This is a genomic window from uncultured Allobosea sp. (genome assembly GCF_945957345.1).
Lineage (GTDB): Bacteria > Pseudomonadota > Alphaproteobacteria > Rhizobiales > Beijerinckiaceae > Allobosea.
On the sequence record NZ_CAMFKW010000059.1, the window covers coordinates 1 to 24696 of the forward strand.

Consider the following 24696-nt stretch of genomic DNA (forward strand, 5'->3'; position numbering starts at 1 on the left):
TCCTAAAAATGAGAAATTATTGAGTAAAATCAATGGCTTGGCGCGGTCTACGGGAATCGAACCCGTCTTCCCAGCGTGAAAGGCTGGTGTCCTAACCGATAGACGAAGACCGCTTTGCCGCGAACCGCTGGGGTTCGTGCCGAAGCGGGGCGAGGTATAGTGGCAGGCCTGCCGCTCCGCAAGCACCTGTTCACAAGAAAATAGCCGGCAGCGCCTTAGACCGCTCGAGCGACGTCGAGGATGCGCAATTCCGCCGTTTCCCGGCCGCCCCAGCGATTGAGCGAGAGCGTCGCGGCCAGGTGCACCTGTTCGCCGCGCGCGGCGAACAGGGCTTGGCCAAGAGGCTCCTGCGCCGCCCGAAAGGCGATGCCGCCGATGCTGGCCCCGTCGCCCGCGCGCAGCTTGATGCGGACATGGCCGCCGGAGCCGATCTCGACGGCATCGGTCAGGCGATGGGACGGAAAAACGAAGACGGGCTCGGGACTGCCCGAGCCGAAGGGGCCCGCCTTGTCGATCTCGGCGAGAAGCCGAGGGCTGGCGCCACCGGCGCTCAGCGCGGCATCGATCAGAAGGGCCTCGGCCTCATCGACAGCGGCGACCTCGCGCGAGAGGTAATCGTTGAGGAAGGCGTGGAAACCGCTGGCCTGGTTCGCTGCCAGCGTCACGCCCGCCGCCATGGCATGTCCACCGCCCTTGACCGCGTGCCCGGCCTCGACGGCGGCACGCACGGCGCGGCCGAGATCGACGCCTGCCACCGACCGGCCGGAGCCGGTCGCACCGCCCTCCCCGTTCAGCGCCAGCGCAAAGGCCGGGCGGCGGAAGCGCTCCTTCAATCGCGCCGCAACAAGGCCGACGATGCCCGGATGCCAGTCGGCGCTGCCGGCGAGCAGGACCGGCATTTCGGCCATGCCGGCGAGTTCATGCTCGGCCTGCGAGACCGCTTCCAGCACCGCTTGCCGCTCGATCTCCTGGCGCTCCTGGTTGAGGCGGTTGAGCTCGGTCGCGATGGTGCGGGCCTCGACTTCGTCATCGGTCAGGAGCAGGCGCGCGCCGAGCGCGGCATCGCCGATGCGGCCGCCGGCATTAATGCGCGGGCCGAGCAGGAAGCCGAGATGCCAGGGCTGGATCGGTCCGTCGAGGCCGGAGACGTCCATCAGAGCGGCGAGGCCCGGTCGCGTGCGGCTGCGCATCATCGCGAGCCCCTGCCGCACGAAGGCGCGGTTGAGGCCTTGCAAGGGCACGACATCGGCGACCGTCGCCAGCGCGACGAGATCGAGCGCCGCCAGCAGGTCAGGCTCGCCGCCGCGGGCCGCCCAATGCCCCTGCCGGCGCAAGGTCCGGCTGGTCGCGACCAGCGCGAGGAAAACGACGCCAGCGGCGCAGAGATGGCCGAGGCCGGAGAGATCGTCCTGCCGGTTCGGATTGACCAGCGCCTCGACCGCCGGCAGCCGCTCCGGTGCCTGATGGTGGTCGAGGACGACGACATCGAGGCCGAGCCGGCGCGCCTCCGCCAAAGGCTCCTCGCTGGTGGTGCCGCAGTCGACCGTAACGAGCAGGGTCGCGCCCTCGGCCGCCAGCATGCGGATCGCCTCGCTATTGGGGCCGTAGCCTTCGATCAATCGGTCGGGGATATGGATACGCGGGCGAGCACCGGCCTGGGTCAGGAAACCGGCGAGCAGAGCGGAGGAACAGGCGCCGTCGACATCGTAGTCGCCGAAGATCGCCACGCGCTCGCCTTTGATGCCGGCCTGCGCCAGCCGGGCGGCGGCGGCTTCCATGTCGGTGAGAACGCTCGGGTCCGGCAGGACGTCGCGCAGCTTCGGCTCAAGGAAGCGGGCCGCCTCAGCAGGCTCGACGCCGCGCGCGGCAAGCAGGCGGGCGAGAATGTCGGGCAGGCCCTGCTGCTGGCTCAGCGCCTCGGCCCGGCCGAGTCCGGCGATATCGAGCCGGTCGCGCCAGGGGCGGCCGAGCGCCGAACGGGTCACGCCGAGGAAAGCACGGGGTGGCATCAGACTCATGATGCATCCGGCGTCGCGCAAGCGGCGGGCGAGGTCAACCTGTGTCGAACTTGCCGGACTGCAAGCGTTCGCCATACTCGCCGCAAACAGTGGAAAAGGCAGGCCATGGAGAGGGATTGCGATATCGTCATCGTCGGCGCGGGGCTTTCTGGGCTGGTCGCCGCCTGCGAGATCGCCGATGCCGGCCGCAAGGTGATCCTGGTCGAGCAGGAGCCGGAGCAATCGCTGGGCGGGCAGGCCTTCTGGTCGCTGGGCGGGCTGTTCATGATCGACACGCCCGAGCAGCGGCGTTTGCGTATCCGGGATTCGCGCGCGCTGGCGGCGGATGACTGGTTCGGCTCGGCGGGTTTCGACCGGCCGGAAGATGAGTGGCCGCGGCGCTGGGCCGAGGCCTATCTCGATTTCGCGGCGGGCGAGAAGCGAAGCTGGCTGCATGCGATGGGCATGCGCTGGTTCCCGGTCGTCGGCTGGGCCGAGCGCGGCGGCTATCTCGCCACCGGCCATGGCAATTCGGTGCCGCGCTTCCATGTGACCTGGGGCACGGGACCGGGCGTGCTGGAACCGTTCCTGCGCCGGGCAAATGAGGCAGAGGCGAAAGGGCTGCTGTCCTTGCGCTTCCGGCATCGCGTAACCGGGATCAGCAGGAGCGGCGGAGCGATCGACGGCATCGAGGGCGAGGTGCTGGAGCCGAGCAGCGTCGGACGCGGCGAGAAGAGCGGGCGCGATATCACAGGCTCGTTCAGCCTGAAGGCGCAGGCCGTGATCGTCACCTCAGGCGGCATCGGCGGCAATCACGATCTCGTCCGGGCAAACTGGCCGGCGCGGTTGGGGAAGCCCCCTGCCCGCCTGCTCTCGGGCGTGCCGGATCATGTCGACGGCGCCATGCTCGGCGTGGTGCAGACGGCGGGCGGGCGCCTGATCAACGGCGACCGCATGTGGCACTATGTCGAAGGCATCGCCAACTGGGCGTCGATCTGGCCTAGACACGGCATCCGCATCCTGCCCGGCCCGTCCTCGCTCTGGTTCGATGCGCGCGGCAACCGCCTGCCGGTGCCGCTCTTCCCCGGCTTCGATACGCTCGGCACGCTCGAGCACATCATGAAGACCGGCTACGACTATTCCTGGTTCGTGCTGAACCGCAGCATCATCGCCAAGGAATTCGCGCTCTCGGGCTCCGAACAGAACCCGGACCTGACGGGGAAGAGCTGGAAACAGGTGTTGGGTCGCGCTGGCGGCGGCGTACCGGGGCCAGTACAGGCCTTCATGGACAAGAGCGCGGATTTCATCGTCGAGAGCGATTTCAGCCGCCTCGTCGCCCGCATGAATGTGCTGGCGGGCGAACACCTGATCGACGAGGCGCATCTGCGCGGAGAGATCGAGGCGCGCGACCGGACGTTGGCCAATCCCTTCGGCAAGGATCTGCAGGTCACGGCCTTGCGCGGCGCCCGCAACTATCTCGGCGACAGGCTGATCCGCACCGCGAAACCGCACCGCATCCTCGATCCAGAGCATGGGCCATTGATCGCGGTCCGGCTCAATATCCTGACCCGGAAATCATTGGGCGGGCTGATGACCGACTTGTCGTCGAGGGTGCTGGACGATGGAGGTATGCCGGTGCCGGGGCTCTATGCGGCAGGCGAAGCCGCAGGCTTCGGCGGCGGCGGCGTGCATGGCTACCGGGCGCTTGAAGGCACCTTCCTCGGCGGCTGCATCTTCTCGGGCCGTGCTACCGGGCGAGCGGCGGCAGCCGCTGTCGGATAGGCTAATGGTCGGAGTGCCGTCATGCTCGGGCTTGACCCGAGAATGACGGCTTTTAGCCTCGATTCAGCTCAGTCGAGCTGGAACTTCGAGAACTCGCGGTGCTCGCCATAGATACGGCGGACCGTGCCGGTGATCGAGCGGTAGACCAGCGTCTCGGTCTCGATGAAATCCTTGCCGAAACGCACGCCCGAGAGCATGCCGCCATCGGTGACGCCGGTGGCGCAGACGATGACGTCGCCCGAGGCCATTTCCGACATGTCGTATTTCTTGTTGGGGTCCTTGACGCCCATGCCGGCCGCGCGCACGCGCTTCTCCTCGGTGTCGAGGATGAGGCGGCCCTGCATCTGGCCGCCGACGCAGCGGAGTGCCGCCGCAGCGAGCACGCCTTCCGGGGCGCCGCCGATGCCGAGATAGAGGTCGATGCCGGTCTTCTCGGGCTGGGTGCAGAAGATCACGCCGGCAACATCGCCATCGGTGATCAGGCGGATCGAGCAGCCGGTCTTGCGGACTTCCTCGATCAGCTTGGCATGGCGCGGGCGGTCCATGATCAGCGTCGAGATCTCGTTCGGCTTGACGCCTTTGGCCTTGGCCAACGCGTTGATGTTGTCAGCCGGCGAAGCGTCGAGATCGATCACGCCCTTGGCGTAGCCCGGGCCGCAAGCGATCTTGTCCATGTAGACGTCGGGAGCGTAGAGCAGGCTGCCGGCACCGGCCATCGCCATCACGGCGATCGAGCCGGGCATATCCTTGGCGCAGAGCGTCGTGCCTTCCAGCGGATCGACCGCGATATGCACCTTCGGGCCCTGCTTGTTGCCGACCTTCTCGCCGATGAAGAGCATCGGCGCCTCGTCACGCTCGCCTTCGCCGATGACGATTTCGCCATCGATCGGCAGGCGGTTCAGTTCACGGCGCATCGCGTCGACCGCGGCCTGGTCGGCCGCCTTCTCGTTGCCGTGGCCACGCAGGCGGGCCGCGGCGACGGCGGCACGCTCAGTGACGCGCACGAGCTCCATCGAGAGATAGCGCTCGATGATCTGGTCGGGGGAGATGCGAAGATCGACGGACATGAAATGTAGTCCCCTTTGAAATCGGGAGATGGAAGGAGGTCTTGTCAGACCTGTTCGCGTTCAATCCGGATAACTTGTGGCGGTTCCGCGACATGGCCGTCGGCGGTGACCTTTTCGAGCGCCGCGCGGATCGCCGTCTCGCTGGTGGCATAGGTGATGAGCACGACCGGGACCGGCGCGCCCGAACGGCCGCCGGGATCGCGCGTCACGGCCTCGGGCGAGCGGCGCTGGACGATGCTCTCCAGGGAGATGTCGGCTTCGGCCATGCGGGTCGCGATGGCGGCCGCAGCGCCCGGACGGTCGGCAACAGCGAGGCGGACATAGTAGCCGCCCTCATGGCGCTGCATCGGCGCACGCTTCGCCTCTTCCAGGCGGGCGACCGGCAAGCCGAAAGGCAGGCCCGCAGTGCCCCGCGCGACATCGGCGATATCGGCGACGACGGCGGAGGCCGTCGGATCGCCGCCGGCGCCGGGGCCGACCAGGGTGATCTCGCGGACCGCGTCGGCATCGATCGCGACGGCGTTGAGCACGCCCATCACCTGCGCAATCGGGGAGGATTTCGGCACCATGGTCGGGTGCACGCGCTGCTCGATGCCGGTCTTGGTGCGCTCGGCGACGCCGAGCAGTTTGATGCGATAGCCGAGGTCGTCGGCCATCTTCAGGTCGAGCGGCGTGATCGCCGAAATGCCTTCGACATGAATCGCTTCGGCGTCGATCTTCGTACCGAAGGCGAGGCTCGTCAGGATCGCGAGCTTATGGGCGGTGTCGAAGCCCTCGACATCGAAGGTCGGGTCCGCTTCGGCATAGCCGAGACGTTGCGCGTCCTTGAGGCAGGCCTCGAAGGTCAGCCCCTCACTCTCCATGCGCGAGAGGATGTAGTTGCAGGTGCCGTTAAGGATGCCGGAGATGCGGCTGACATTGTTGCCGGCCAGCGCCTCGCGCAGCGTCTTCACCACGGGGATGCCGCCAGCCGAGGAGGATTCGAAGGCGAGTGCGACGCCCTTGCTCTCGGCAAGGTCAGCGAGCGCGACGCCATGGGCGGCGAGCAAAGCCTTGTTGGCGGTGACGACATGCTTGCCCGCCGACAGGGCAGCCTCGACGGCAGCCTTGGCGGGACCATCGGAGCCGCCGATCAATTCGACGAAGCAATCGATCTCGCCCGACGCCGCCAGCGCGACCGGGTCATCGAACCAGGCGAGCCCGCCGAGATCGATGCCGCGATCGCGATTGCGATCCCGCGCCGAGACCGCGGTGACCCGGATCGAACGGCCACAGCGGGCCGCCAGCGCGTTCTCCTGCCGGCGCAGGATGCGCAGCGTGGACGCGCCCACCGTACCGAGGCCGGCAATGCCGATGCGCAAAGGCTGGGATGGGGTCGAAAGGATCGCGCTGGTCATTGGCGCGGGGTCGCATGAGGCGCGGTCAGTGTCAACGGAGAGCCACAACTGGGCGCCCCCGAAATCGCCTCAAGCCTCGGCTTTCCGGGCGGAAATCACGAAGGCCGAAAGAGCCCCGTCGATCGGGCCGGAGCCGAACCGGTGCACCAGCGCCTTCGCCACGGCTTCCGTCGCGGCTTCCAGCCCCGGTGAGCCGCGCGCCTCGATCTCGCCACGCATCGGCGTGCCCTGGCAGAGGCCGATCGCGACATCATCAGCGGAATCGGCGCGGGAGTGTTTCTCGACCCGCTCAATCTCCGGCCGGGGAAAACCGCCGGCCATGATGTCGAGCTCGATCGTGCCGGCGTCGTGATAGCCATGCGGTGTACGCGCGAGGAAGCGCGGCGGATCGGCGGGGAAGAGCTCGGCCAGCGCATCGAGCATCACCGCGGTGAATTCGTTGGTCTCGACCGTGTCCCAGACATTGAACAGGTAGCGCCCGCCCGGCTTCAGGACGCGGCGCGCCTCGGCATAGCCCATCGCCTTGTCCGGAAAGAACATCGCCCCGAACTGGCAGGCGACGATGTCGAAGCTCTCGTCCGCGAAAGGCAGATCGAGCGCATCCGCCTGCCGGAAGACGAGCCTGTCGTCACCCGGGAAGCGCGCAGCAGCGATGTCGAGCATCGCTGGATTGAGATCGGTCGCGACGATGCTCGCCCCATCGAGGCGTGCCGCCATTTCGTGTGTCAGCGCGCCTGTCCCTGCCGCGATCTCGAGAATGCGCGCCGGGCGTTCCGCCATGACACGGACCGCCAGGTCCTCGGCATAAGGTTGAAAGATCAGCGGTACGAGCAGCCGGTCGTAGATCTGCGGAACGGGGCCGGCGAAGACCTTGTCCGTCGCTTCCATGGCAGCACCTGTCGTTGCAGCCCTCCTTCAGGATAGCTCAGCGACCGACCTCACGAAACGGCCTTGTTCGGGCTGGTGGAGCTTCAGCCGAAATGGCAGACGACCTCGGCAGCGACGCGCTTCACCTTGCCGTCCTCGAAACCGAGATAGATGCGCAACAGGTTGGTGCCGAAGGCCGTCGCCTTGATGGTGTGGAGCGCTTCGATAGTCGTACCTTCGGAAACCGTGCTGTTCTCGACCGCGGGCGTCCAGAACCAGGGCTTCGGCGGGTCGATCGTCACTTCCGAGAGAACGCGCTCGGCATCGGCGCGGTTGGTCCCGACCGGAATGTAACGGGTGACGATATCGGTCGCGTCGCGCGCGCATTCGCGACCGTTGGTGACCTCGAGCACGTCCGAAACCAGGGCCGAACGCGTCTGCGGGATACGGCCCTTGGAATAATCGTAGGTCGCAACGAGGCAGACCAGCGCGAAGACGGCGAAAGCGACGCCGAGCAGGCGGCCTTGTGACATGGAAATGAGCCCCGGGCGCGATGCGGAGCGATCCGTCCGCATCGCATCGGTTCCCATGTTTTGCAGGCGCGGTCCAGTGGCCTGCGATGCCGCAGCCGAGATACCTACCCCGCCTTCGGCATCTGGATGACGTTGTGCAGCGTCGTGTCGGCGCCTTTGAGGAAGCGGCTGATATTGCGCGCGGCCTGGCGGATGCGCTGCTCGTTCTCGACGATGGCGATGCGGACATAGTCGTCACCGTGCTCGCCGAAGCCGATGCCGGGCGCGACCGCGACCTCCGCCTTCTCGATCAGCAGCTTCGAGAATTCGAGCGAGCCGAGATGGCGGAACTTCTCGGGGATCGCGACCCAGGCGAACATCGAGGCCTCCGGCGCCGGGAATTCCCAGCCGGCCTTGCCGAAGCTCTCGACCAGCGCATCGCGGCGCTTGCGGTAGATATCGCGCATCTCGCGGATGCAGTCGTCCGGGCCGTTCAGCGCCGCCGCCGCCGCGACCTGGATCGGCGTATAGGCACCGTAGTCGAGATAGGACTTCACCCGTGCCAGCGCCGCGAGCAGGCGCTCGTTGCCGACGGCGAAGCCCATGCGCCAGCCGGCCATCGAGAAGGTCTTCGACATCGAGGTGAACTCGACGGCGACATCGATCGCGCCCGGCACCTGCAGCATCGATGGCGGCGGGTTGTTCTCGTCGAAATAGACCTCGGCATAGGCAAGGTCGGAAAGCAGGATCAGTTCATGCTTTTTCGCGAAGGCGACGAGGTCCCGATAGAAGTCGAGCGAGGCGACATAGGCCGTCGGATTGGCCGGGTAGCAGGTGACGAGCGCGATCGGCTTCGGCACCGAATGCATCATCGCCCGCTCCAGCGCCGGGAACATCGCTGGCGTCGGCTCGGCCGGGACGGAGCGAATCACGCCGCCCGCCATCAGGAAGCCGAAGGCATGGATCGGATAGCTCGGATTCGGCACCAGCACGACATCGCCCGGCCCGGTGATGGCCTGCGCCATGTTGGCGAAGCCTTCCTTGGAGCCCAGCGTCGCGACGACCTGCGTATCGGGATTCAGCTTCACGCCGAAGCGGCGCTCGTAATAGTTCGCCTGGGCGCGGCGCAGGCCGACGATGCCCTTTGAGGCCGAATAACGGTCCGTGCGCGGCTTGCCGGCGGTCTCGACCAGCTTCTCGATGACGTGCTTCGGCGCCGGCAGGTCGGGATTGCCCATGCCAAGATCGATGATGTCGACGCCCTTGGCGCGCTCGGCAGCCTTGATCTTGTTGACCTGTTCGAAAACGTAGGGCGGCAGGCGCTTGATACGGTGGAAGTCGGTCATCTCGAACGGTCCTCGGCCGCCTGCGGCGGTGTCATGGTGTGGCGCGGATCACATCCTTGCGTGGAGGCTGCTTAGCATCGCATCTTTCGTCAGGACAGAGACAAAAACGCAATATATTGCGATAGACGGCTCGCAGATAGCGGGCGACGCCAATGGCAGAGGGCTGTCAGCCAGCAACGTCTCTGATTTCGAGCGTCAGTTCGTCGGCGGAATATTCGCCGGCTTCGGCGCAGTGGTCGATGCGCCAAGCGCCTTGGCCGTCTCACCTGCCGCCTGATTGGTCTTTTGCAGCCCATCCAGCCGCCCTTCGATCGACTTGAAGTCCGACCGCGGCTTGCAGGGCTCCTTGGTATCGTAGATCGGCTTGGGCGTGGCGAAGCGAGCGGCCTGCCCGCTCGGCACATAGGCCGGCGGAGGCGTGGGGCCCTGGCAGAGCTGCGCCACCGGAATCGACGAACCCACAGGGATATATTCGGCATTGGCAGGGCGGGTCTCCCTGACGAAGGCCTTCGATTCCTGCGGCGTCGTCGCCATGCCGATGGCTTCGGCCGGCCCTTTCAGGCCGCCCTCGCCCGCGCAACCCGCCAGGATGGCGCCTGCCATGAGCGCCACCGACAGGAGAAGCGGCTTTTTCGAGGAGAGAGCGGTCGGCATGAGGACTTCCGGCTGTTCGACGATTTTGCTTGGTAAAGCACAGCGGCTGCGTCCTTAATAGGACCAAAATGGAGCGCGATGCGCTAGCCTATAACGACTGGGGGAAGGACCACAGCATGAGCCGGAACAGCGACAAGGCGAAGGAGACCACCGGCACGGCCGAGACCGCCGTCCCCGACTTCGACCAGTTCGCGCAGAATATGGGCCGGCTCGTCGAGGAATACGGCAAGGTCACTGCCGCTTATCTGAAGCCGCTGGAGCGCGGCGAGGCCAAGACCGGCCAGGCCGACGAGGCCAGCGACATGGTCAAGACACTGGGCCGCGTCGCCGAACGCTGGGTCAACGATCCCTCCAAGATCATCGAGGCGCAGGCTTCCCTCACCGGCGACTTCATGAACCTGTGGAGCACGGCGCTGAAGCGCGCCAGCGGCGAGGAGGTCGCGCCCGTCGCCGAGCCGGACAAGCGCGACGGCCGCTTCAAGGATCCGGACTGGAGCAACCACCCGACCTTCGACTTCATCAAGCAGGCCTATCTGATCGGCTCGCGCTGGGCCGAGACCATGGTCGACAAGGCCGACGACCTCGACCCGCATACGCGCGAGAAGGCCCGTTTCTACATCAAGCAGATCGCGGGCGCCCTCTCGCCCACCAATTTCGTCGCCACAAATCCCGAATTGCTGCGCGAGACGCTGCAGCAGAACGGCGAGAACCTCGTGCGCGGCATGAAGATGTATGCCGAGGACGTCGAGGCCGGCGGCGGCGAGCTGAAGATCCGCCAGTCCGACGCGAGTTCCTTTGAGGTCGGCGTCAATATCGCGACGACGCCGGGCAAGGTGATCTTCCGCAACGAGATCATCGAGCTGATCCAGTACGCGCCCGCGACGCCGCAGGTGCTGAAGCGGCCGCTGCTGATCGTGCCGCCCTGGATCAACAAGTTCTATATTCTCGACCTCAATCCGGAGAAGAGCTTCATCCGCTGGTGTGTCGAGCAGGGGCTGACGGTGTTCTGCATCTCCTGGGTCAACCCGGACGCGCGCCACGCCGCCAAGGATTTCGAGAGCTACATGCGCGAAGGCATCTTCGCGGCGCTCGACACGATCGAGGAGGCCACGGGCGAAAAGAAGGTCTCTGCGATCGGCTACTGCGTCGGCGGCACGCTGCTCGGCGTGACGCTGGCCTATATGGCGGCGGTGCGCGACAAGCGCATCGAGAGCGCGACCTTCTTCACCACGCAGGTCGATTTCTCGCAGGCCGGCGAGCTCTCGGTCTTCGTCGACGAGGAGCAGATCCGCGCGATCGAGGAGCAGATGGCGCGGACCGGCTACCTCGACGGCGCGCGGATGGCGGGCGCCTTCAACATGCTCCGGCCGAACGACCTGATTTGGTCTTACGCGGTCAACAACTACCTGAAGGGCAAGGCGCCGACGCCTTTCGACCTGCTCTACTGGAATGCGGATTCGACGCGGATGCCGGCGGCGAACCACTCGTTCTATCTGCGCAACTGCTATCTCGACAACAAGCTCTCCAAGGGCGAGATGCGCATCGGCGGCAAGACGCTCGACCTCAGGCAGGTGACGATCCCGATCTACAATCTCGCGACGCGCGAGGACCATATCGCGCCGGCGCAGTCAGTCTTCAACGGCTCGCAATGCTTCGGCGGGCCGGTCGAGCATGTCGTCGCTGGCTCCGGCCATATCGCCGGCGTCGTCAACCCGCCGGCCAAGGTGAAGTACCAGTACTGGACCGGCGGGACGGCCAAGGGCCGTTATGCCGACTGGTTGGCCAAGGCCGAGGAACATCCGGGCTCGTGGTGGCCGCACTGGTTCGCATGGCTGGAGGGCCAGGCGCCGAAGAAGGTCGCCGCCCGCGAACCGGGGGGCGGCAAACTCACGGCGCTCGCCGACGCGCCCGGAACTTATGTGAAGGCGAAGGCGTAGAAGCCCGGCCGAGAAGCTATCTCCGATCAACTCTCATCGGCATCGCGCCTTGCGAGTACCTTCCGGAAACACCACGCGCTCGGTTTCTAGGAAGCCAAGCGCGTGGTGAAGTGCGAGACTCGCTGCGTTGTCGATGGCCGCATCCGAGCCGAATTCCAAACAGCCACGTGAACGACCCCAATTCTCGATGGCACGGCAAAGCTTGCGGGCGATGCCGGAGCGCCGATATGCCGGCGCGACGAAGATGCCTTCAAGGAAGACGACCGGCGAGGTTTCGCAACCGTTGACATAGTCGGTACGCAGCGCCGCTTCGGCGAAGCCGGCGCAACCGCCCTCGTCCGTCAGGGCCACACACGCAAAATCACGGTCGCTCGCGGCAGCCAGCATCTCGGCCAGTTCCCCGCGATGCTGCTCCACATTCTGATCCGGCCAGAGTGCCGCGCGCAGGCTCGCCCACCCGGCGAGATGCCGCTCTCCGCCCCGCTCGATCGCAATTGTCATCCTTGATCTCCGGCGCCGGCCTGTGCGGCGCCGCCCCAGCATCGCGGGAAAGCCGGCAAGAAGACGGCAACAAAAAAGCCGGCCCGAAGGCCGGCTTTTCCGGATCGATCGATCCAGGATCAGTACTTGCGGACCACCGGCTGCGCCGGAATGGTCTGGGTCGGATCGTCCCAGCGATAGGTGATGCCAACCGAGGCGATGTTGATATAGGGCTTCGCATCGGCCGAGTAGAGCACGGCGCTCTGCTGCGGGTGAGTTCCCGTGTAGTTCACGTTCGCCTTCTTCACGTCGATGAAGGTGTAGCCGAGATCGAGCTTCAGCTTGTCCGTGACCTGATAGCTCAAGCCCGCCGAGAGCCACAGCCGGTCGTTGTCCGCGATGAAGATCGTGCGGTTGCGGTCGTTGACCGCCGATAGTTCGTAGCCGACGCCAGCGCGCAGCGTCAGGGCGTTGCTGTACTTGTATTCCGCGCCGACCGAGAAGAACCAGGCATCGTCATATTGGAAATTCAGGCTCGTGACGGGCACGCCGATGCCGCGCGCGACGATCGGGATGTTGCGGAAACGGCTCCAGTTCGTCCACTCGACGCCTGCATGGACCTGCCACCGATCGTTGATGACCTGCGAGACGCCGAACACCACCGAATCGGGCAGATTGAGATTGGCCTTGACCGGAATGACGGCCAGCGGCGTGCGGAAAGTGCCTTCCAGCGTCTGGTGCATCATGGAACGATAGGCGATGCCGATCGAGGTGCCCTGGAACGGCGTCAGGTTGACACCGAAACGGTAGCCGAAATCGATCGTGTCACCTTCGAGAATGACCGGGGCGGCTGTTGGGGCGATCCCGGAAGCCTGCTTCAGCGAGGCGTTAAGATACTGGATCTGCAGGGCCGCGCCCACCGAGATCCAGTCGTTGATCTGATAGCCGACCGTCGGAGAGACGTTCACGGTCGCAAGCTTGGCGGAGCGGCCATAGACTTGGGCGGCGTTGACCTGCTGATCGGGCTTCGAGCGCAGGCCGTAGGGCGCGCCGCTGGTCATGCCGATCCACAAACGGTCGGTGAGCTGCCAGGCCGAGGCGGAAGCCGGGATGAAGGCGCCGTCCCCGCCGATATTGCCGGTGCCGTTCTGGATCGGGCTCAGCGGGAGGCCGGGCACCGCCAGACGCGTCGGCGCATTCGGGTTGTAGGAGGCGTTGGCGTTGAGATAGGTGAAGTTCCAGTTGCTGGTGCGGCCCGGGAACATGGTGATGATCGCGGGGTTCCACGCCATGCCGGCAATGCCGGCGCCGCCAGAAGCCGAGCCGGCATAGGCCATGCCGAGGCCTTCCGCGCCCTGACCGCTCCGGATCGCGAAAGAGCTCGCCGAAGCCGCTCCAGCCGCAAGGAGAGCGGCGAGCGAAACTGTGGCGGCAGCGGCGGTACGAACTAGGCCCTTCATCGAATCCATCCCGGTTCTAGGTTCTTCGAGGCCAGACACCCCGTTTGATTCGAAGCATGACCTGAGCCGTTTCTCGCCGCAATCCCGCTTCAAGCGCCCCGAAATCGCCACACGGCCTCCTCATTTCACCCCCGCGCCCTCGAAAACAGCCCAAAAACGGCGATTTCCGAGCCTGCGCCGGCAAGATTGTTCAGAAAGATATCGTTTATATAAGAACTATTGCCGGTTTTTGGACGTTTCCGCACCGCAGCAACGCCTCCCGCTCCCGCTGGGGCAGGCGTCGCTTTGGGAAGCGCAGTTGCATTCGCGCAACAATCCTGCCGCCTGCTGACCGCGGATACCCCATGCGCAACGATGGGCTTGTGTTTAGGGCCGGCATCCGATCAGAATCCCCCACCCAATTAGATGGTTTGAAACGGGGGAAACACCTTGAAACTGCTCCGCTACGGCGCGCCTGGTCAGGAAAAGCCGGCCCTCCTTGATGCCAAAGGCGGGTTGCGCGACCTGTCCGGCGTCATTCCCGACCTCGGTGGCAAGGCGCTGACCTCGGCCTCTCTCGCCAAGATCAAGGCGCTCTCGCCGGAATCGCTGCCGCTGGTCTCCGGCTCCCCGCGCATCGGCGCCTGCGTCGCGGATGTCCGCAACTTCATCGCCGTGGGCCTGAACTTCGCCGATCACGCTGCCGAGACCGGCGCCGAGATCCCGAAGGAGCCGATCCTGTTCAACAAGGCGCCGAACTGCATCGTCGGGCCGAATGACGACGTCATCATCCCGAAGGGCTCGCAGAAGACCGACTGGGAGGTCGAGCTTGCCATCGTGATCGGCGACGGCGGTTCCTATATCGAAGAGAAGGACGCGATGGCGGCGATCGCCGGCTTCTGCGTCTGCAACGACGTCTCCGAGCGCGCCTTCCAGCAGGAGCGCGGCGGCCAGTGGGCCAAGGGCAAGGGCTGCCCGACCTTCGGGCCGCTCGGCCCCTGGCTCGTCACCACCGACGAGATCAAGGACATCCAGAATCTCGGCATGTGGCTCGATGTCGACGGCGAGCGCGTCCAGAACGGCTCGACCAAGACGATGATCTTCGGCGCGGCCTATCTGGTCCACTATATCAGCCAGTTCATGCGGCTCGATCCGGGCGACGTCATCACCACCGGCACGCCTCCCGGCGTCGGGCTCGGCTTCAAGCCGCCGCGCTTCCTGAAGGGCGGCGAGGTCGTCACCCTCGGCATCGAGGGCCTCGGCGAGCAGAAGCAGAACTTCGTTCCCTACAAGGGCTGAGCGCTGCGGCAACGCCGACCCTCGACGAGACCCCAAAAAGCGAAACGCCGGCGACCAGCCGGCGTTTTCTTGTTTGGAAGATCGTGTTCGCCTGCGAACCACCGCATCGGTCGGCTGCTCAGCCGAGGAGCTTGGAACGATTGTAGTGGCATGGGCTCTCGCCGTGCGCCTTGGCGCGCACAAGGATCGCGTCCTTCCCTGCATCAGCAGCATCGGTGATCCGAAAACCGGAGGCCAATTTTTTGCCTGCTGCGCTGATCCCAACCCACGGCTGGCGCAACGAGGCCACGCGAAAAGGCACTGCCGAAGCTGCTTGACCCGGCTTCGGCAGTGCAAGCTTATATTCGCCTGCTGGCCCTGAGACCTTGTTGGAAATCCCAATCTGGCTTCGGCCGGGCGATTTGCCATCCCCCAAATGGGGGGTTACCGGCCAGCGAAGAGCCAAATGACCCCATCCGCGCACCGGAAGCTTCAGCTCGGCCCCACTGCGCTTTTCAACAAGCCGACCAGGTCGGCCTGTCGGCGCGTGCCGGTCTTGGCGAGGATGCGCTTCAGCGTGGTGCGCGCGGTAGCCTCGGTCACGCCGAGACGCTCGGCCGCATCACGCGGCGGATGACCAGCTGCGATGGTGGCGGCCAACCGTGCCTCGGCCGGAGTGAGATCGAACAGCCCGGCGATCAGGCCGGCATCGGGCCCGGCCCCCGCGGCGACCGGCGTCGCAACGATGATGGCGCCGGCGAAGGAGAAGATGTCGCGCGCCCGGCCCCGCACGGGGGCGATATGCACCACCATGGGGCTCGTGCCGCGCCAAGCCGGGATCGGCAGGGAGCGCACCAGCTGTGGCAAATCCGCGCGCTCGAAGCCGGCTATCACGGTCGCCAGCATGTCGTGGGCCGGGCCATAGGTTAGGGTGAGGCGGGCGGCGCGATCCAGAAAAACGCCCGGCATCAGGTCCTGGAACAGCCCATTGGCATCAAGGACATGGCCGCGCAGGCCAAGCACAGCAGCAGGCAGCCCCATCATTTCGAGAGCTTGCGACGCGGCCCGCGCACGCTCCATCGCCAAGCGGCGCCCCAGCAGCCCGGCCCGCGCGAAATGCGGCCGCAATCGATCGAGCGCGGCAATGGCCTGCACGTCGACGATGCCTTCGGCAAAGCTCCGCTCGCAATGGACGATCGTGGTGTCGCCGGTCGGCGCCGAGATCACAGTCGCGACTCCCGAGCCATATCCGGAAGGGATCAGGAACTCCTGGTAGACGGGCTCCTGAGCAATCTCATCATCGCTGAAGACGTCCTCATCGGTGATGAAGCCGTGCCGGCCGCGCGCGAGCAGCCGCTGCGCCCGCTCGTTCACCGCAAACGGGATGCGCTGCAGGATTTCCTCGTAGTCGACGCGGAATTCCTGTGACGAAGCCAGCAGACGCACATCGTCGTGCAGCACTGTCCCGAGCAGCGCTTCCCGGCAATTGGCGATCCGTGCCGTGTCGCGGAGCACCACAGGCCAACTCTCAGGCACGATCGCGGCCTCGTAAATGCCGTCGATCAACGCATTCTCGAACTCGTTGCCCGCCACGTCCTTCCCTCGCCCAAGGGACAACCAGTCTAGCGCGTGCGACGCGAAAATGTCTCCTCTAAATAGAGAGGAGCAGATGCATCTTTGGACGCACGCGCCTGGCCGGCCTCAGCCCTCCGGCAGGCCAAGCATAAGGCGGATGTTCTGCACTGCAGCGCCAGAGGCGCCCTTGCCGAGATTGTCGAGCCGCGCGACCAGCACCGCCTGGCCGAGATCGTCCTGCCCGAACACCGTGAGTTCCAGCTTGTTGGTGTCGTTCAGCGCTTCCGGCTCGATCTTGCCGTTCTTGCCGTCCTGCGGGAGGACGCTGACATAAGTCGAACCGGCATAGCGCTCGGCCAGCGCGTGATGGAGATCGGCGACGCCCGGCCGTCCAGGCAGCGTGTCGAGATGCAGCGGCACCGAAACCAGCATGCCCTGCCGGTAATTGCCGACGGAGGGCACGAAGATCGGCCGGCGGGTCAGCCGGGCATAGGCCTGCAACTCCGGCAGGTGTTTGTGGCGGAGCCCAAGGCCGTACAGCTCGAAGGCGGGCGCGACGCCGGTCTCGAACTCCTCGATCATCGACTTGCCGCCGCCCGAATAGCCGGAGACGGCGTTGACGGTGACCGGATGGTCGTGCGCCATCAGCCCGGCATCGACGAGCGGACGCAAGAGCGCGATGGCACCGGTCGGGTAGCAGCCGGGATTGGCGACGCGGTCGGCCTTGGCGATCTTCGCAGCATGGCCGGGTTCCAGCTCGGCGAAGCCGTAGACCCAGCCCGGCGCAACACGGTGGGCGGTCGCGGCATCGACGATCTTCGGTGCATCGGAACCGAGCTCATCGGCGAGCACGACCGATTCCTTCGCCGCATCGTCCGGCAGGCAGAGCACGACGAGATCGACGCTCGCCATCATGTCCTTGCGGGCGGCGGGGTCCTTGCGCTTGTCGGGGTCGATGCTCTTGACCGCGACCTCCGGCACCGCGGCCAGTCGCTCGCGGATGCCGAGACCGGTGGTGCCGGCTTCGCCGTCGATGAAGATGGTTTTCAGGTTCTGGCTCATCGGGACCCCGGTGGCTGGGCAGGCGAGTTGGCTAAGGGCATAAAAAAAACCGCGCTCCATGGCGCGGTCGCGGGCGTTCGGACGTCAGCCGAGCGTCATCGCGGGCGCGCCGGAGCGGCCTGGACAGGGCGACGTCGGATGAAGCTGATCATCATGGCACCGTATATGTTCGCGCTTGGACCGGGTGTCAATCGAAGCTTTGGAATGGGCGCCATTCTCGAGCTTGACCCGAGAATCTCTCGAAAGCGAGCCCAGGGCGCCGCTCCGGCAAGAGATGCTCGGGTCGAGCCCGAGCATGACGAGCACAGGCCGGAAAACGCGTTTTACCTGAATCGTTTCGCAGCCTTCCTTCGCAAATCGATTCAACCGGCCTTCTTCAGCGCCAGCGCCTGGATGTGATGCTGGACGATCGTCGAGGCGGCGATCGCCGTGATGTCGGCATGGTCATAGGGCGGCGAGACCTCGACCACGTCCATGCCGCGGATATCGAGATCGCGGATCGCCCAGACGATGCGCAGCGCCTGATCGGTGCTGAATCCGCCCGAGACGGGCGTGCCGGTGCCGGGCGCGAAGGCGGGATCGAGCGCGTCAATGTCGAAGGTGAGATAGGCGGCGCCCTCCCCGACCCGCTCGCGGATGCGCCGGCCGTTCCGGCGACGCCGAGCTCCTGCGCCTCATAGGCGTCGATGAAGGCGATGCCGCAATCGCGTGGCGCCACGGTGCGGATGCCAATCTGAAGCGAGCGCTCGACATCGATTAGCCCCTCGCGCACCGCCTCCAGCACGAAGCTGCCATGGCCGATGCCGCCGGGGCCGTCGTCCCAAGTGTCCTGATGGGCGTCGAACTGGATCAGCGCCAGCTTGCCGTGGCGGGCGAAATGGGCTCGCAGCAACGGCAGGGTGATGAAATGGTCGCCGCCGAGCGTGACGAGATGAGCCCCCGAGGCGAGGATACCGGCCGCTTCTGCTTGAATCGCGCGCGCGCAACCCTGGAGATCGCCGCGCGGCAGGGCGCAATCGCCGTAATCGACGGCCGACAACCGCGCGAAGGGGTCGATGCCGGAGGGATATTGCGGGTCACCGTCGAAGATCGCGCTGGCGCGGCGGATCGCCTGCGGGCCAAAGCGGGTGCCCGGCCGATTGGTGACGGAGAGATCGAAGGGCACGCCCCAGATCGCCAGATCGGCTCCGGCGACATCCTTGCCGTAGCGGCGGCGCATGAAGGAGAGCGCGCCGGCATAGGTCGGGTCGGCCGCGCCGCCACGCCTGTCGCCGGTAAAAGCATGGTCGATCGGCGGCTTGTCGGAAGCTTCAGTCATGAGCGTCTCGGGTCGTCAGCGGCGCGCGGTGAACCAGACATAGAGGCACCAGGGGAGAATCAGGGCGAGCGCGGTCAGGACAAGCCGCAGCATCGTCCAGGCATTCGGGTTGCTGAGCGCGCGCCCGTCGAGCTCCGGCACGCCATGGATGAAGCCGAGCGCGATGGCCGGCGCGAGGAAAACAACCAGTGCTCGGCCGATGCGCCGCCCGCGCGGCAGCTCCTCGCGCGCCAGCATCAGCAGGGCGGGCACCGCGATCATGCCGAAGGCGATCAGGACGAGGAGGACGCGCATGGGGTTCCGAGCAGGCTGTCGACTGGAACGACTATATGTCTTGTGCCGACCGCGCGTCATCCCGGGCGACCGCGGGATGACGGCGCGGTTGGGGTCGGAGAATTGGGAGTTACCGCCCGCCCGCCACCTTCATGATGATGCCGGTGGTGTAGCGCGACGCATCGGAGAGCAGGAACAGCACGGCCTCGGCGATCTCATCGGCGGTTCCGGCGCGTTTCATGGGGATCATCGGCGCGAGCCGCGCAACGCGACCGGCCTCGCCCGTGGAGAGCGCATGGATTTCGGTCTCGGTGATGCCGGGCGCGACCGCGTTCACCCGGATGCCGTGGCCGGCGAGTTCCTTGGCGAGGCCGATGGTGAGGGAATCGACTGCGCCTTTCGAAGCGGCGTACCAGACATATTCCCCGGGCGAGCCCAGCTCTGCCGCGACGGAGGAGATGTTGACGATCGCCCTGCCCTCGCCGCCGCCATTGGCGATGAGCGCGCGGGCGGCCTCGCGCGCAACCAGGATCGCGCCGGTGACATTCACGTCGATGCATTCGCAGATGACCGCGATCTCTGCCTCGGCGAGCGGACCCGACTTGCCGGTGATCCCGGCATTGTTGACGACATGGGTCAGCGGACCCAGCGCCGCCTTCGCCTTGGCGAAGACGCGGGTGATGTCGGTGGCATCAGCCATGTCGCCCTGCAGCGCCACAGCCTTCGCGCCCGCCGCTTCGCAGGCCGCGACGACCCCGGCCGCCGCCTTCGCGTTGCTCTGGTAGTTCACAGCGACGTCATAGCCGCGCCCGGCCGCCATGATGCAGGTCGCGGCGCCGATGCCACGGCTGCCGCCGGTGACGAGGAGAACGGGGCGAGTCATGGCAGGCTCCAGCCGATGGGGCGCGAAGTTGCCAACCAATACGAAAAGGGCGGCTCTTGCGAGTTGCCCTTCCGCATACCGGCAGTCCCGACAGCGATCAGCGCTTCAGGCTCTAGGCCCCCTATTGGCCGCACAATCCGCGACCCCGTCCATCCGGGCGCTTCGGCGCGCGGAGACGGCTAAAAACGCGATGTCACGCGCTCAAGCCAAATCTCGTGCCAGAAGATGAGTTCATTCTGGGGGCAGAGCCCGAGATATTCTCCGGTCGCGGACACACCTGCCAGAACGATGCAAGCACTGCCCATCGTCAGTGCTTTTCCGCTGGCTTCGTCGACGATGGTTCGGACAACCGACGCGACGCGAAACTCGCCGCCGCAGAACCGGTGCATTTCGCGATCGAACCAGAGCCCCCGGTTCTTCGACACGTGATTCAACGTCTCTTCGATCTGCCGTCGCGTCTTAACGCGCACGATCTCTCCCGGCTGGAGATCGAGCACTTCCTTGGGGCTGGTCTTGCGGTCCGTCGGCTCCCGGTAGGGCGCCTCCGCGCCGCGCAGCTTGCGCTGCACGGTGTTGAACAGCGCGAGTGAGACGGCCACGATGAAGGGGCCGGGCCGGACGTTGCCCGAACGCAACTCGCGCCAGTAATGCCGTGGATCGCGCCAACTCAATCGGGCCGTTGCCGTCGGCAGCTCGGTCATTTGGCAAGCGTACCGCTCCTCGCCATCGGCCGATCTGACCTTTGCGTATGCGTTCAACCGCGACGCATCAGCATCAGCCGCTTCCGGCGCAGGCGAATCCGCCGCGGCGCCGCTGCTGGGGACAAGCCAGGCTTCTTTCCAGATGACCTGGCAGCCGGCCTGGCAACCGCCATGTCCCGTCCCATCGCACCGCAATTCGTCCAGCAATACGGCATCCTGCAAACGTCGCAGATGAGGCGCCGTGGGGCCGTAATAGTGGTGGATTTTCTCGACGCGGCGAAACACGCGGAAGCGTTTTCCGCAATGGCTGATCATTTCGGGCATGAACGGCAGGCCGTCCAGCCGGCCTTCGTGATCGAGCGTCGCAGCGATTTCCGTGAAGGGGCGGACCTGCACCCACTCGCCCGGCCAGAGCCGTAACCGAGCCGGCGAGCCCGGAAGCAAGCCTAGCAGCTTCCGCCGCAGATGAACCAGAGCACCGGCAGTGCATTCGCGCGGGCGCTGGGCGTAATAGGGTTGGCCACGCAGCTCCATCGCGTCACGGGACAGACCGATGACCCCACCAAACACGACGAGACCAGCGACGGCTGCGACTGCCCAGCAAAACGCGAAGAACAGGATGGTCACGAGCCAGGGAACAGAAAAAGCCGCGATCCCTATCAGTATCGCGAAACAGAAAAAGACCGACGCGGCTCTAACCGTCCTTTGGTAACTGATCCGATTGCTCGACATGCAGCTGACGCCCCCGCTTAAAATTCACTAAAAACCTCTGTTTTTAATGATGTCGCGCAGTCACATCCAAGTCTTAATCCAACCTCACCGGCATATGATCGATCATTCCAGAAAAACTCTAATCCATTCCGTAACTGACTGCAAACCCTGACCTTCTCACCCTTGGCCTTCGACCTTCTCCATCTTTTTGCAACCGCGAAATGCCAATGGAAATCGACGAGCGTCTCTGTCCGCCTTCGGAAGATCCCACCGCCCTATACTGTCCGCCCCCCTCAACCGTATTGACGCGCTCTGGCCGAACCCGGCCAGCAGAAGCTTGGCCGATCGCACAGGAGATGCCCCATACGGTGCAAGTCGCTTCAGCGTCGGACATCCCAGAAGCGGAGCCCGAAACCGCAGCCTGACCCCGGCGGCACCGAGCAGCGGCTAATAAAAAAGAGGGCTGGCATTTCTGCCAACCCTCCGATCTTGAAACTCTTTTGAAGAGTGTAATCAGCGCTTCGCGGACCAGTACCTTTAATTTAATTGTCTTTCCAATCAGTTAGAGACGTCAATATTGTTTGTCAATTTTTTGTCAATCGCTGCTTGACTTTCCTGCTCGCGAGAACGCAGCGGCGGCCTCGGCCATTGCGACGAAAAGAGCCAAATCCCTATCGTTCAGGCAGTTCGTTGCAGCAGCCAATCTGGCTTGGAGCTTCTCACGCTCGCTTAGCTGAAGCGGCTCTGCCACCCCCAACAACTCATCAGTTGAGGTCTGAAACAAAGCAGCCATTCGAACCACCATGGCCAAGTCGGGCTCACGGTCGCCGCGTGCATAGTGAGCGTACCTGCGCTCGCTTACCCCAAGCCGGCGAGCTATCTCGGCGTTGGAAACACCTAGCTCGTCTGCAAGTCGTCTCAGGTTTCGAGCGAAGGTCTCCATTCGCGCAAAATGCGCGGCGGCCATTGCTCAAGATACGAACGATATGTAACCATCTTTAAGAACAAAATGGGACATTCGAGTATCATGAGAATCGGTGCCGTTGAACTCTCGCTGACACCCTTCGCGGCCATTCTAGGCCTAGCGGCACCATCTACTCGGCCCGCCAGCCCGGCTGGCTAGATAGCCCGTTGCACAATATGGCCAAATTGCGGCATTGTGCCTTAGATGCCGTACTGACACATTGAGACAACTCCGAATGACGCGGGTGCATTTTCGATGAAGATACTGCCTATCCTGAGTATATTCTTCCTTTCGCATTCTCATTTAGTGTACTCTCAAACCATTCAGGAATTTCCTCTAGCATCCTGCAAGAGCTGGAATGGGACTGTCGTCTCTATATCGGGCGCGGGCACAAGCCGCGCATCCATGGTTGGCACCGTCACGCGCGATAATCTCAAGGAGTATTGCGAGAGAACACATGACAACGGCGACGGAAAAGACAAGTCCGCGCTGATTGCCAAGTGCATGACCGAGATGGTTTCCGGGAGCGCTGGCGCGAGCGTTTCCGCTACGGCCAACTGTTCCACCGGACGCCTGCGATTTACCGATGAACGCGGCAAGTCGCGAGAGGCTCAATTTCCGTTACCTTCGGACTCCGATCAATCTTGCGCCTCAGGTATGCCGCCGTTGATCGCACAATTCGCGATTCTATGTCCTCGCAGCGTTGCACCAAGCTCTGGATCGAAGCAGGCCCGTCTGCCTTTTGCAGATGGTACCTACGTAACCGACCCGTCACTCTGTCGTCTGAATGCTCAGCAGATCAATGATCGGCTCGGCGATGCCACAAGCTTGCAGGTGCGCCAAATTAACGGCGCCCGCCTGACGGATGGATACGAGATGTCGTGCAAGGTCGTCAGTGTCTCCATGCAAGGGGACAATGTGCGATTTCAAGCTGGCTGCGCGTCAGAAGGAGAGCCCACCCGAATTAGGGGCTCTTGGATTAAAATTGATGACCGCACGTTTCGGATCGGACAGAAAACCTTTCAGGCCTGCGGGCGATCAATCTGGCCGGCAAATTAAATTACGGCATCGAATACAATCGAATTTTGATATCGTTGCGCCGCGTACTGATACGCATCCATTCGCACCGATCAACAATATTTGATCAAAACTCTCCGGGGGAGACATTTTTAAATGAAAATCGCCGTGCTCATCATCGCCTTGTTTTTGGCTGTCGGCGTAGGTCTTCAATCCTGCACTATCGTTGCGGGTAGTGGAATGATCGGGAACGAAGCTCTCGGCAAAGAAGCGTCTATAGGTCTCGCAACCTCATTCCTGTTTGTCCTTGGCGGTGCCTTTGTGCTCGGCCTTCCAATGGTCTCGTGGGTGATATTCGGCCTTGCCGGTTTTGTTGCTTATAATAGCGGAAAAGAATTTAGTGACCTGAAGGTATGGGGCGTTGTTGCCTTTGTTCTATGCATCATGTCGGGGCTCGCTTCGCACAATGATCGCAAGAAGAAGAAGGCCGCAACTACCGCCTTAAATACTACGAACACCGGCAAGTGACGGCACCCAAAGGGCTTTAACGTGACAATTCTCGCTCCTCTTATGTGGTTGGCCGGCTGCGCGATCTTCGTCGTCAGCCTAATAGGCCTCATTTTCAAGCGATTTCGGAGGCGAGCGAAATTCGGATTAGCCGGAAGCGTCGCCGCCGTGATCCTCGGCACGATCTTCATCGTGAACGACCCGGACTCCGAGGCTCGTAAGAAGGGGTTCGAAAGCTCCTCTGATCGATCCAGCGCGACCGCCGAAGGAGTGACGGATTCCGCGCAATGGACCTTGATTAAGTCCCAACGTGCCGCCGCAGCAAATGAGGAGCGCCGTAAACAATGGGATGCGGCGCAACGGCTCGCGCAAGAGCGTCAACAAGCACGCGAACGCCTCCTCGCGAAGCCCGCTCAGCAAGAGGCATTCCTGAAGATAGTCGAAGAAGGGCAACGAGCGTTCAGGGCGGCAGAGAATGACTTTCAACGAGGCGCGACGAGGCCCGTAAGGTCTCAGGCCATTTGCAGCGCCCTGAGCAGCGTCGCAGTTTCAAACTGGATTGGACGCGTATCGCGACTAACAACCAACAGCGAGGGCCTCGGAGTGCTCGGAATTGATGTCGGGTCCAAAATCCTCGCGACGACTTGGAACAATAAGCTTTCAGACATGGTAGCAGACTCGCTCATCGGCCCGAACACGGCAGTCTACCAGCGTATGGGAAGCCTTAAGAACGGCGACTTGGTTCGCTTTAGCGGCAGCTTCGTCCGGGGCGGCGCAGACTGTATCCAAGAGCAGAGCGTGACGATTCGAGGTTCGATGGCGGACCCGGAGTTCACGTTCGTCTTTCAGTCGCTGGACAAGGTCGAATTGCCGAGCAACTAGGCTTCGTGGACAAAGGGTAGCCAGAGTTTGACTGCGGCAATGGCGAC

Annotated in this window: 23 protein-coding genes, 1 tRNA gene and 1 pseudogene; 7 read left to right on the forward strand and 18 right to left on the reverse strand. The window is 64.3% G+C overall.

Annotation, left to right across the window (positions count from 1 at the left end; all coding sequences use genetic code 11):
* Positions 1-38 precede the first annotated feature (38 nt).
* Together Q0Q36_RS21785 and recJ are read right to left on the reverse strand one after the other, a co-directional pair.
* Positions 39-113 (reverse strand) — tRNA-Glu (locus Q0Q36_RS21785).
* Between the two features lie 102 nt (positions 114-215).
* Positions 216-2018, reverse strand: a complete 1803-nt coding sequence (gene recJ, locus Q0Q36_RS21790) for a single-stranded-DNA-specific exonuclease RecJ (RefSeq protein ID WP_293801406.1) — start codon at positions 2016-2018, stop codon at positions 216-218.
* A gap of 105 nt (positions 2019-2123) precedes the next feature.
* Here recJ and Q0Q36_RS21795 point away from each other — a divergent pair, with 105 nt between their 5' ends.
* Entirely contained in the window at positions 2124-3779 is a 1656-nt protein-coding gene (locus Q0Q36_RS21795) for an FAD-binding dehydrogenase (RefSeq protein ID WP_293801408.1), read from the forward strand.
* 68 nt (positions 3780-3847) lie between these two features.
* On the opposite strand, the gene glpX is transcribed toward Q0Q36_RS21795, so the two are convergent.
* The 6 genes from glpX to Q0Q36_RS21825 form a co-directional block, all read right to left on the reverse strand.
* On the reverse strand, positions 3848-4846 hold the full coding sequence (gene glpX, locus Q0Q36_RS21800; RefSeq protein WP_199089864.1) for a class II fructose-bisphosphatase: 999 nt from the start codon (positions 4844-4846) through the stop codon (positions 3848-3850).
* Positions 4847-4890: 44 nt separating this feature from the next.
* Positions 4891-6243, reverse strand: coding sequence for a homoserine dehydrogenase (locus Q0Q36_RS21805; protein ID WP_293801412.1), 1353 nt, complete (start codon positions 6241-6243; stop codon positions 4891-4893).
* 69 nt (positions 6244-6312) lie between these two features.
* Positions 6313-7131: a class I SAM-dependent methyltransferase gene (locus tag Q0Q36_RS21810; RefSeq protein ID WP_293801414.1), complete on the reverse strand. Its 819-nt coding sequence runs from the start codon at positions 7129-7131 to the stop codon at positions 6313-6315.
* Positions 7132-7214: 83 nt separating this feature from the next.
* Complete coding sequence (locus tag Q0Q36_RS21815; protein ID WP_293801415.1) at positions 7215-7643, reverse strand: hypothetical protein; 429 nt, start codon at positions 7641-7643, stop codon at positions 7215-7217.
* Positions 7644-7747: 104 nt separating this feature from the next.
* On the reverse strand, positions 7748-8968 hold the full coding sequence (locus Q0Q36_RS21820; protein ID WP_293801417.1) for an LL-diaminopimelate aminotransferase: 1221 nt from the start codon (positions 8966-8968) through the stop codon (positions 7748-7750).
* Positions 8969-9163: 195 nt separating this feature from the next.
* Complete coding sequence (locus Q0Q36_RS21825; protein WP_293801419.1) at positions 9164-9622, reverse strand: hypothetical protein; 459 nt, start codon at positions 9620-9622, stop codon at positions 9164-9166.
* A 200-nt stretch (positions 9623-9822) separates the two neighbouring features.
* Here Q0Q36_RS21825 and phaC point away from each other — a divergent pair, with 200 nt between their 5' ends.
* Complete coding sequence (phaC, locus tag Q0Q36_RS21830) at positions 9823-11559, forward strand: class I poly(R)-hydroxyalkanoic acid synthase (protein ID WP_293801446.1); 1737 nt, start codon at positions 9823-9825, stop codon at positions 11557-11559.
* Between the two features lie 33 nt (positions 11560-11592).
* On the opposite strand, the gene aac(6') is transcribed toward phaC, so the two are convergent.
* Entirely contained in the window at positions 11593-12060 is a 468-nt protein-coding gene (aac(6'), locus tag Q0Q36_RS21835; protein WP_293801421.1) for an aminoglycoside 6'-N-acetyltransferase, read from the reverse strand.
* A gap of 119 nt (positions 12061-12179) precedes the next feature.
* A complete protein-coding gene (locus Q0Q36_RS21840) occupies positions 12180-13499 on the reverse strand; it encodes an OmpP1/FadL family transporter (RefSeq protein ID WP_293801423.1) in 1320 nt (439 codons plus the stop codon).
* A gap of 429 nt (positions 13500-13928) precedes the next feature.
* Between Q0Q36_RS21840 and Q0Q36_RS21845 the strand changes: the two genes are divergently transcribed.
* On the forward strand, positions 13929-14777 hold the full coding sequence (locus Q0Q36_RS21845; RefSeq protein ID WP_293801425.1) for a fumarylacetoacetate hydrolase family protein: 849 nt from the start codon (positions 13929-13931) through the stop codon (positions 14775-14777).
* 118 nt (positions 14778-14895) lie between these two features.
* Here the strand turns inward: Q0Q36_RS21845 and Q0Q36_RS21850 are convergent, their stop codons facing one another.
* The 3 genes from Q0Q36_RS21850 to argC form a co-directional block, all read right to left on the reverse strand.
* Positions 14896-15222, reverse strand: coding sequence for a hypothetical protein (locus tag Q0Q36_RS21850; RefSeq protein WP_293801427.1), 327 nt, complete (start codon positions 15220-15222; stop codon positions 14896-14898).
* Positions 15223-15248: 26 nt separating this feature from the next.
* Positions 15249-16349: a helix-turn-helix transcriptional regulator gene (locus Q0Q36_RS21855; protein ID WP_293801429.1), complete on the reverse strand. Its 1101-nt coding sequence runs from the start codon at positions 16347-16349 to the stop codon at positions 15249-15251.
* A 108-nt stretch (positions 16350-16457) separates the two neighbouring features.
* Positions 16458-17393: an N-acetyl-gamma-glutamyl-phosphate reductase gene (argC, locus tag Q0Q36_RS21860; RefSeq protein WP_293801430.1), complete on the reverse strand. Its 936-nt coding sequence runs from the start codon at positions 17391-17393 to the stop codon at positions 16458-16460.
* 138 nt (positions 17394-17531) lie between these two features.
* Between argC and Q0Q36_RS21865 the strand changes: the two genes are divergently transcribed.
* On the forward strand, positions 17532-17792 hold the full coding sequence (locus Q0Q36_RS21865; protein ID WP_293801432.1) for a hypothetical protein: 261 nt from the start codon (positions 17532-17534) through the stop codon (positions 17790-17792).
* On the opposite strand, the pseudogene speB reads toward Q0Q36_RS21865, so the two are convergent.
* The 5 genes and pseudogenes from speB to Q0Q36_RS21890 form a co-directional block, all read right to left on the reverse strand.
* Positions 17756-18711: pseudogene (gene speB / locus Q0Q36_RS21870) on the reverse strand (agmatinase). The gene Q0Q36_RS21865 and the pseudogene speB sit on opposite strands and share 37 nt — an antisense overlap.
* 15 nt (positions 18712-18726) lie before the next feature.
* Entirely contained in the window at positions 18727-19005 is a 279-nt protein-coding gene (locus Q0Q36_RS21875; RefSeq protein WP_293801434.1) for a hypothetical protein, read from the reverse strand.
* A gap of 109 nt (positions 19006-19114) precedes the next feature.
* Entirely contained in the window at positions 19115-19867 is a 753-nt protein-coding gene (locus Q0Q36_RS21880; RefSeq protein ID WP_293801436.1) for an SDR family oxidoreductase, read from the reverse strand.
* A 179-nt stretch (positions 19868-20046) separates the two neighbouring features.
* The gene (locus Q0Q36_RS21885) at positions 20047-21300 is read right to left on the reverse strand and encodes a hypothetical protein (protein ID WP_293801438.1); all 1254 of its coding nucleotides are present in this window, start codon (positions 21298-21300) and stop codon (positions 20047-20049) included.
* A gap of 574 nt (positions 21301-21874) precedes the next feature.
* Positions 21875-22246, reverse strand: coding sequence for a helix-turn-helix domain-containing protein (locus Q0Q36_RS21890; protein ID WP_367187192.1), 372 nt, complete (start codon positions 22244-22246; stop codon positions 21875-21877).
* Positions 22247-22498: 252 nt separating this feature from the next.
* On the opposite strand from Q0Q36_RS21890, the gene Q0Q36_RS21895 reads away from it, so the two are divergent.
* From Q0Q36_RS21895 to Q0Q36_RS21905, 3 genes are all read left to right on the forward strand, one after another.
* On the forward strand, positions 22499-23302 hold the full coding sequence (locus Q0Q36_RS21895; protein WP_293801440.1) for a hypothetical protein: 804 nt from the start codon (positions 22499-22501) through the stop codon (positions 23300-23302).
* A 114-nt stretch (positions 23303-23416) separates the two neighbouring features.
* A complete protein-coding gene (locus Q0Q36_RS21900) occupies positions 23417-23788 on the forward strand; it encodes a hypothetical protein (protein WP_293801442.1) in 372 nt (123 codons plus the stop codon).
* A 147-nt stretch (positions 23789-23935) separates the two neighbouring features.
* A complete protein-coding gene (locus Q0Q36_RS21905) occupies positions 23936-24649 on the forward strand; it encodes a hypothetical protein (RefSeq protein ID WP_293801444.1) in 714 nt (237 codons plus the stop codon).
* Positions 24650-24696: the final 47 nt, after the last annotated feature.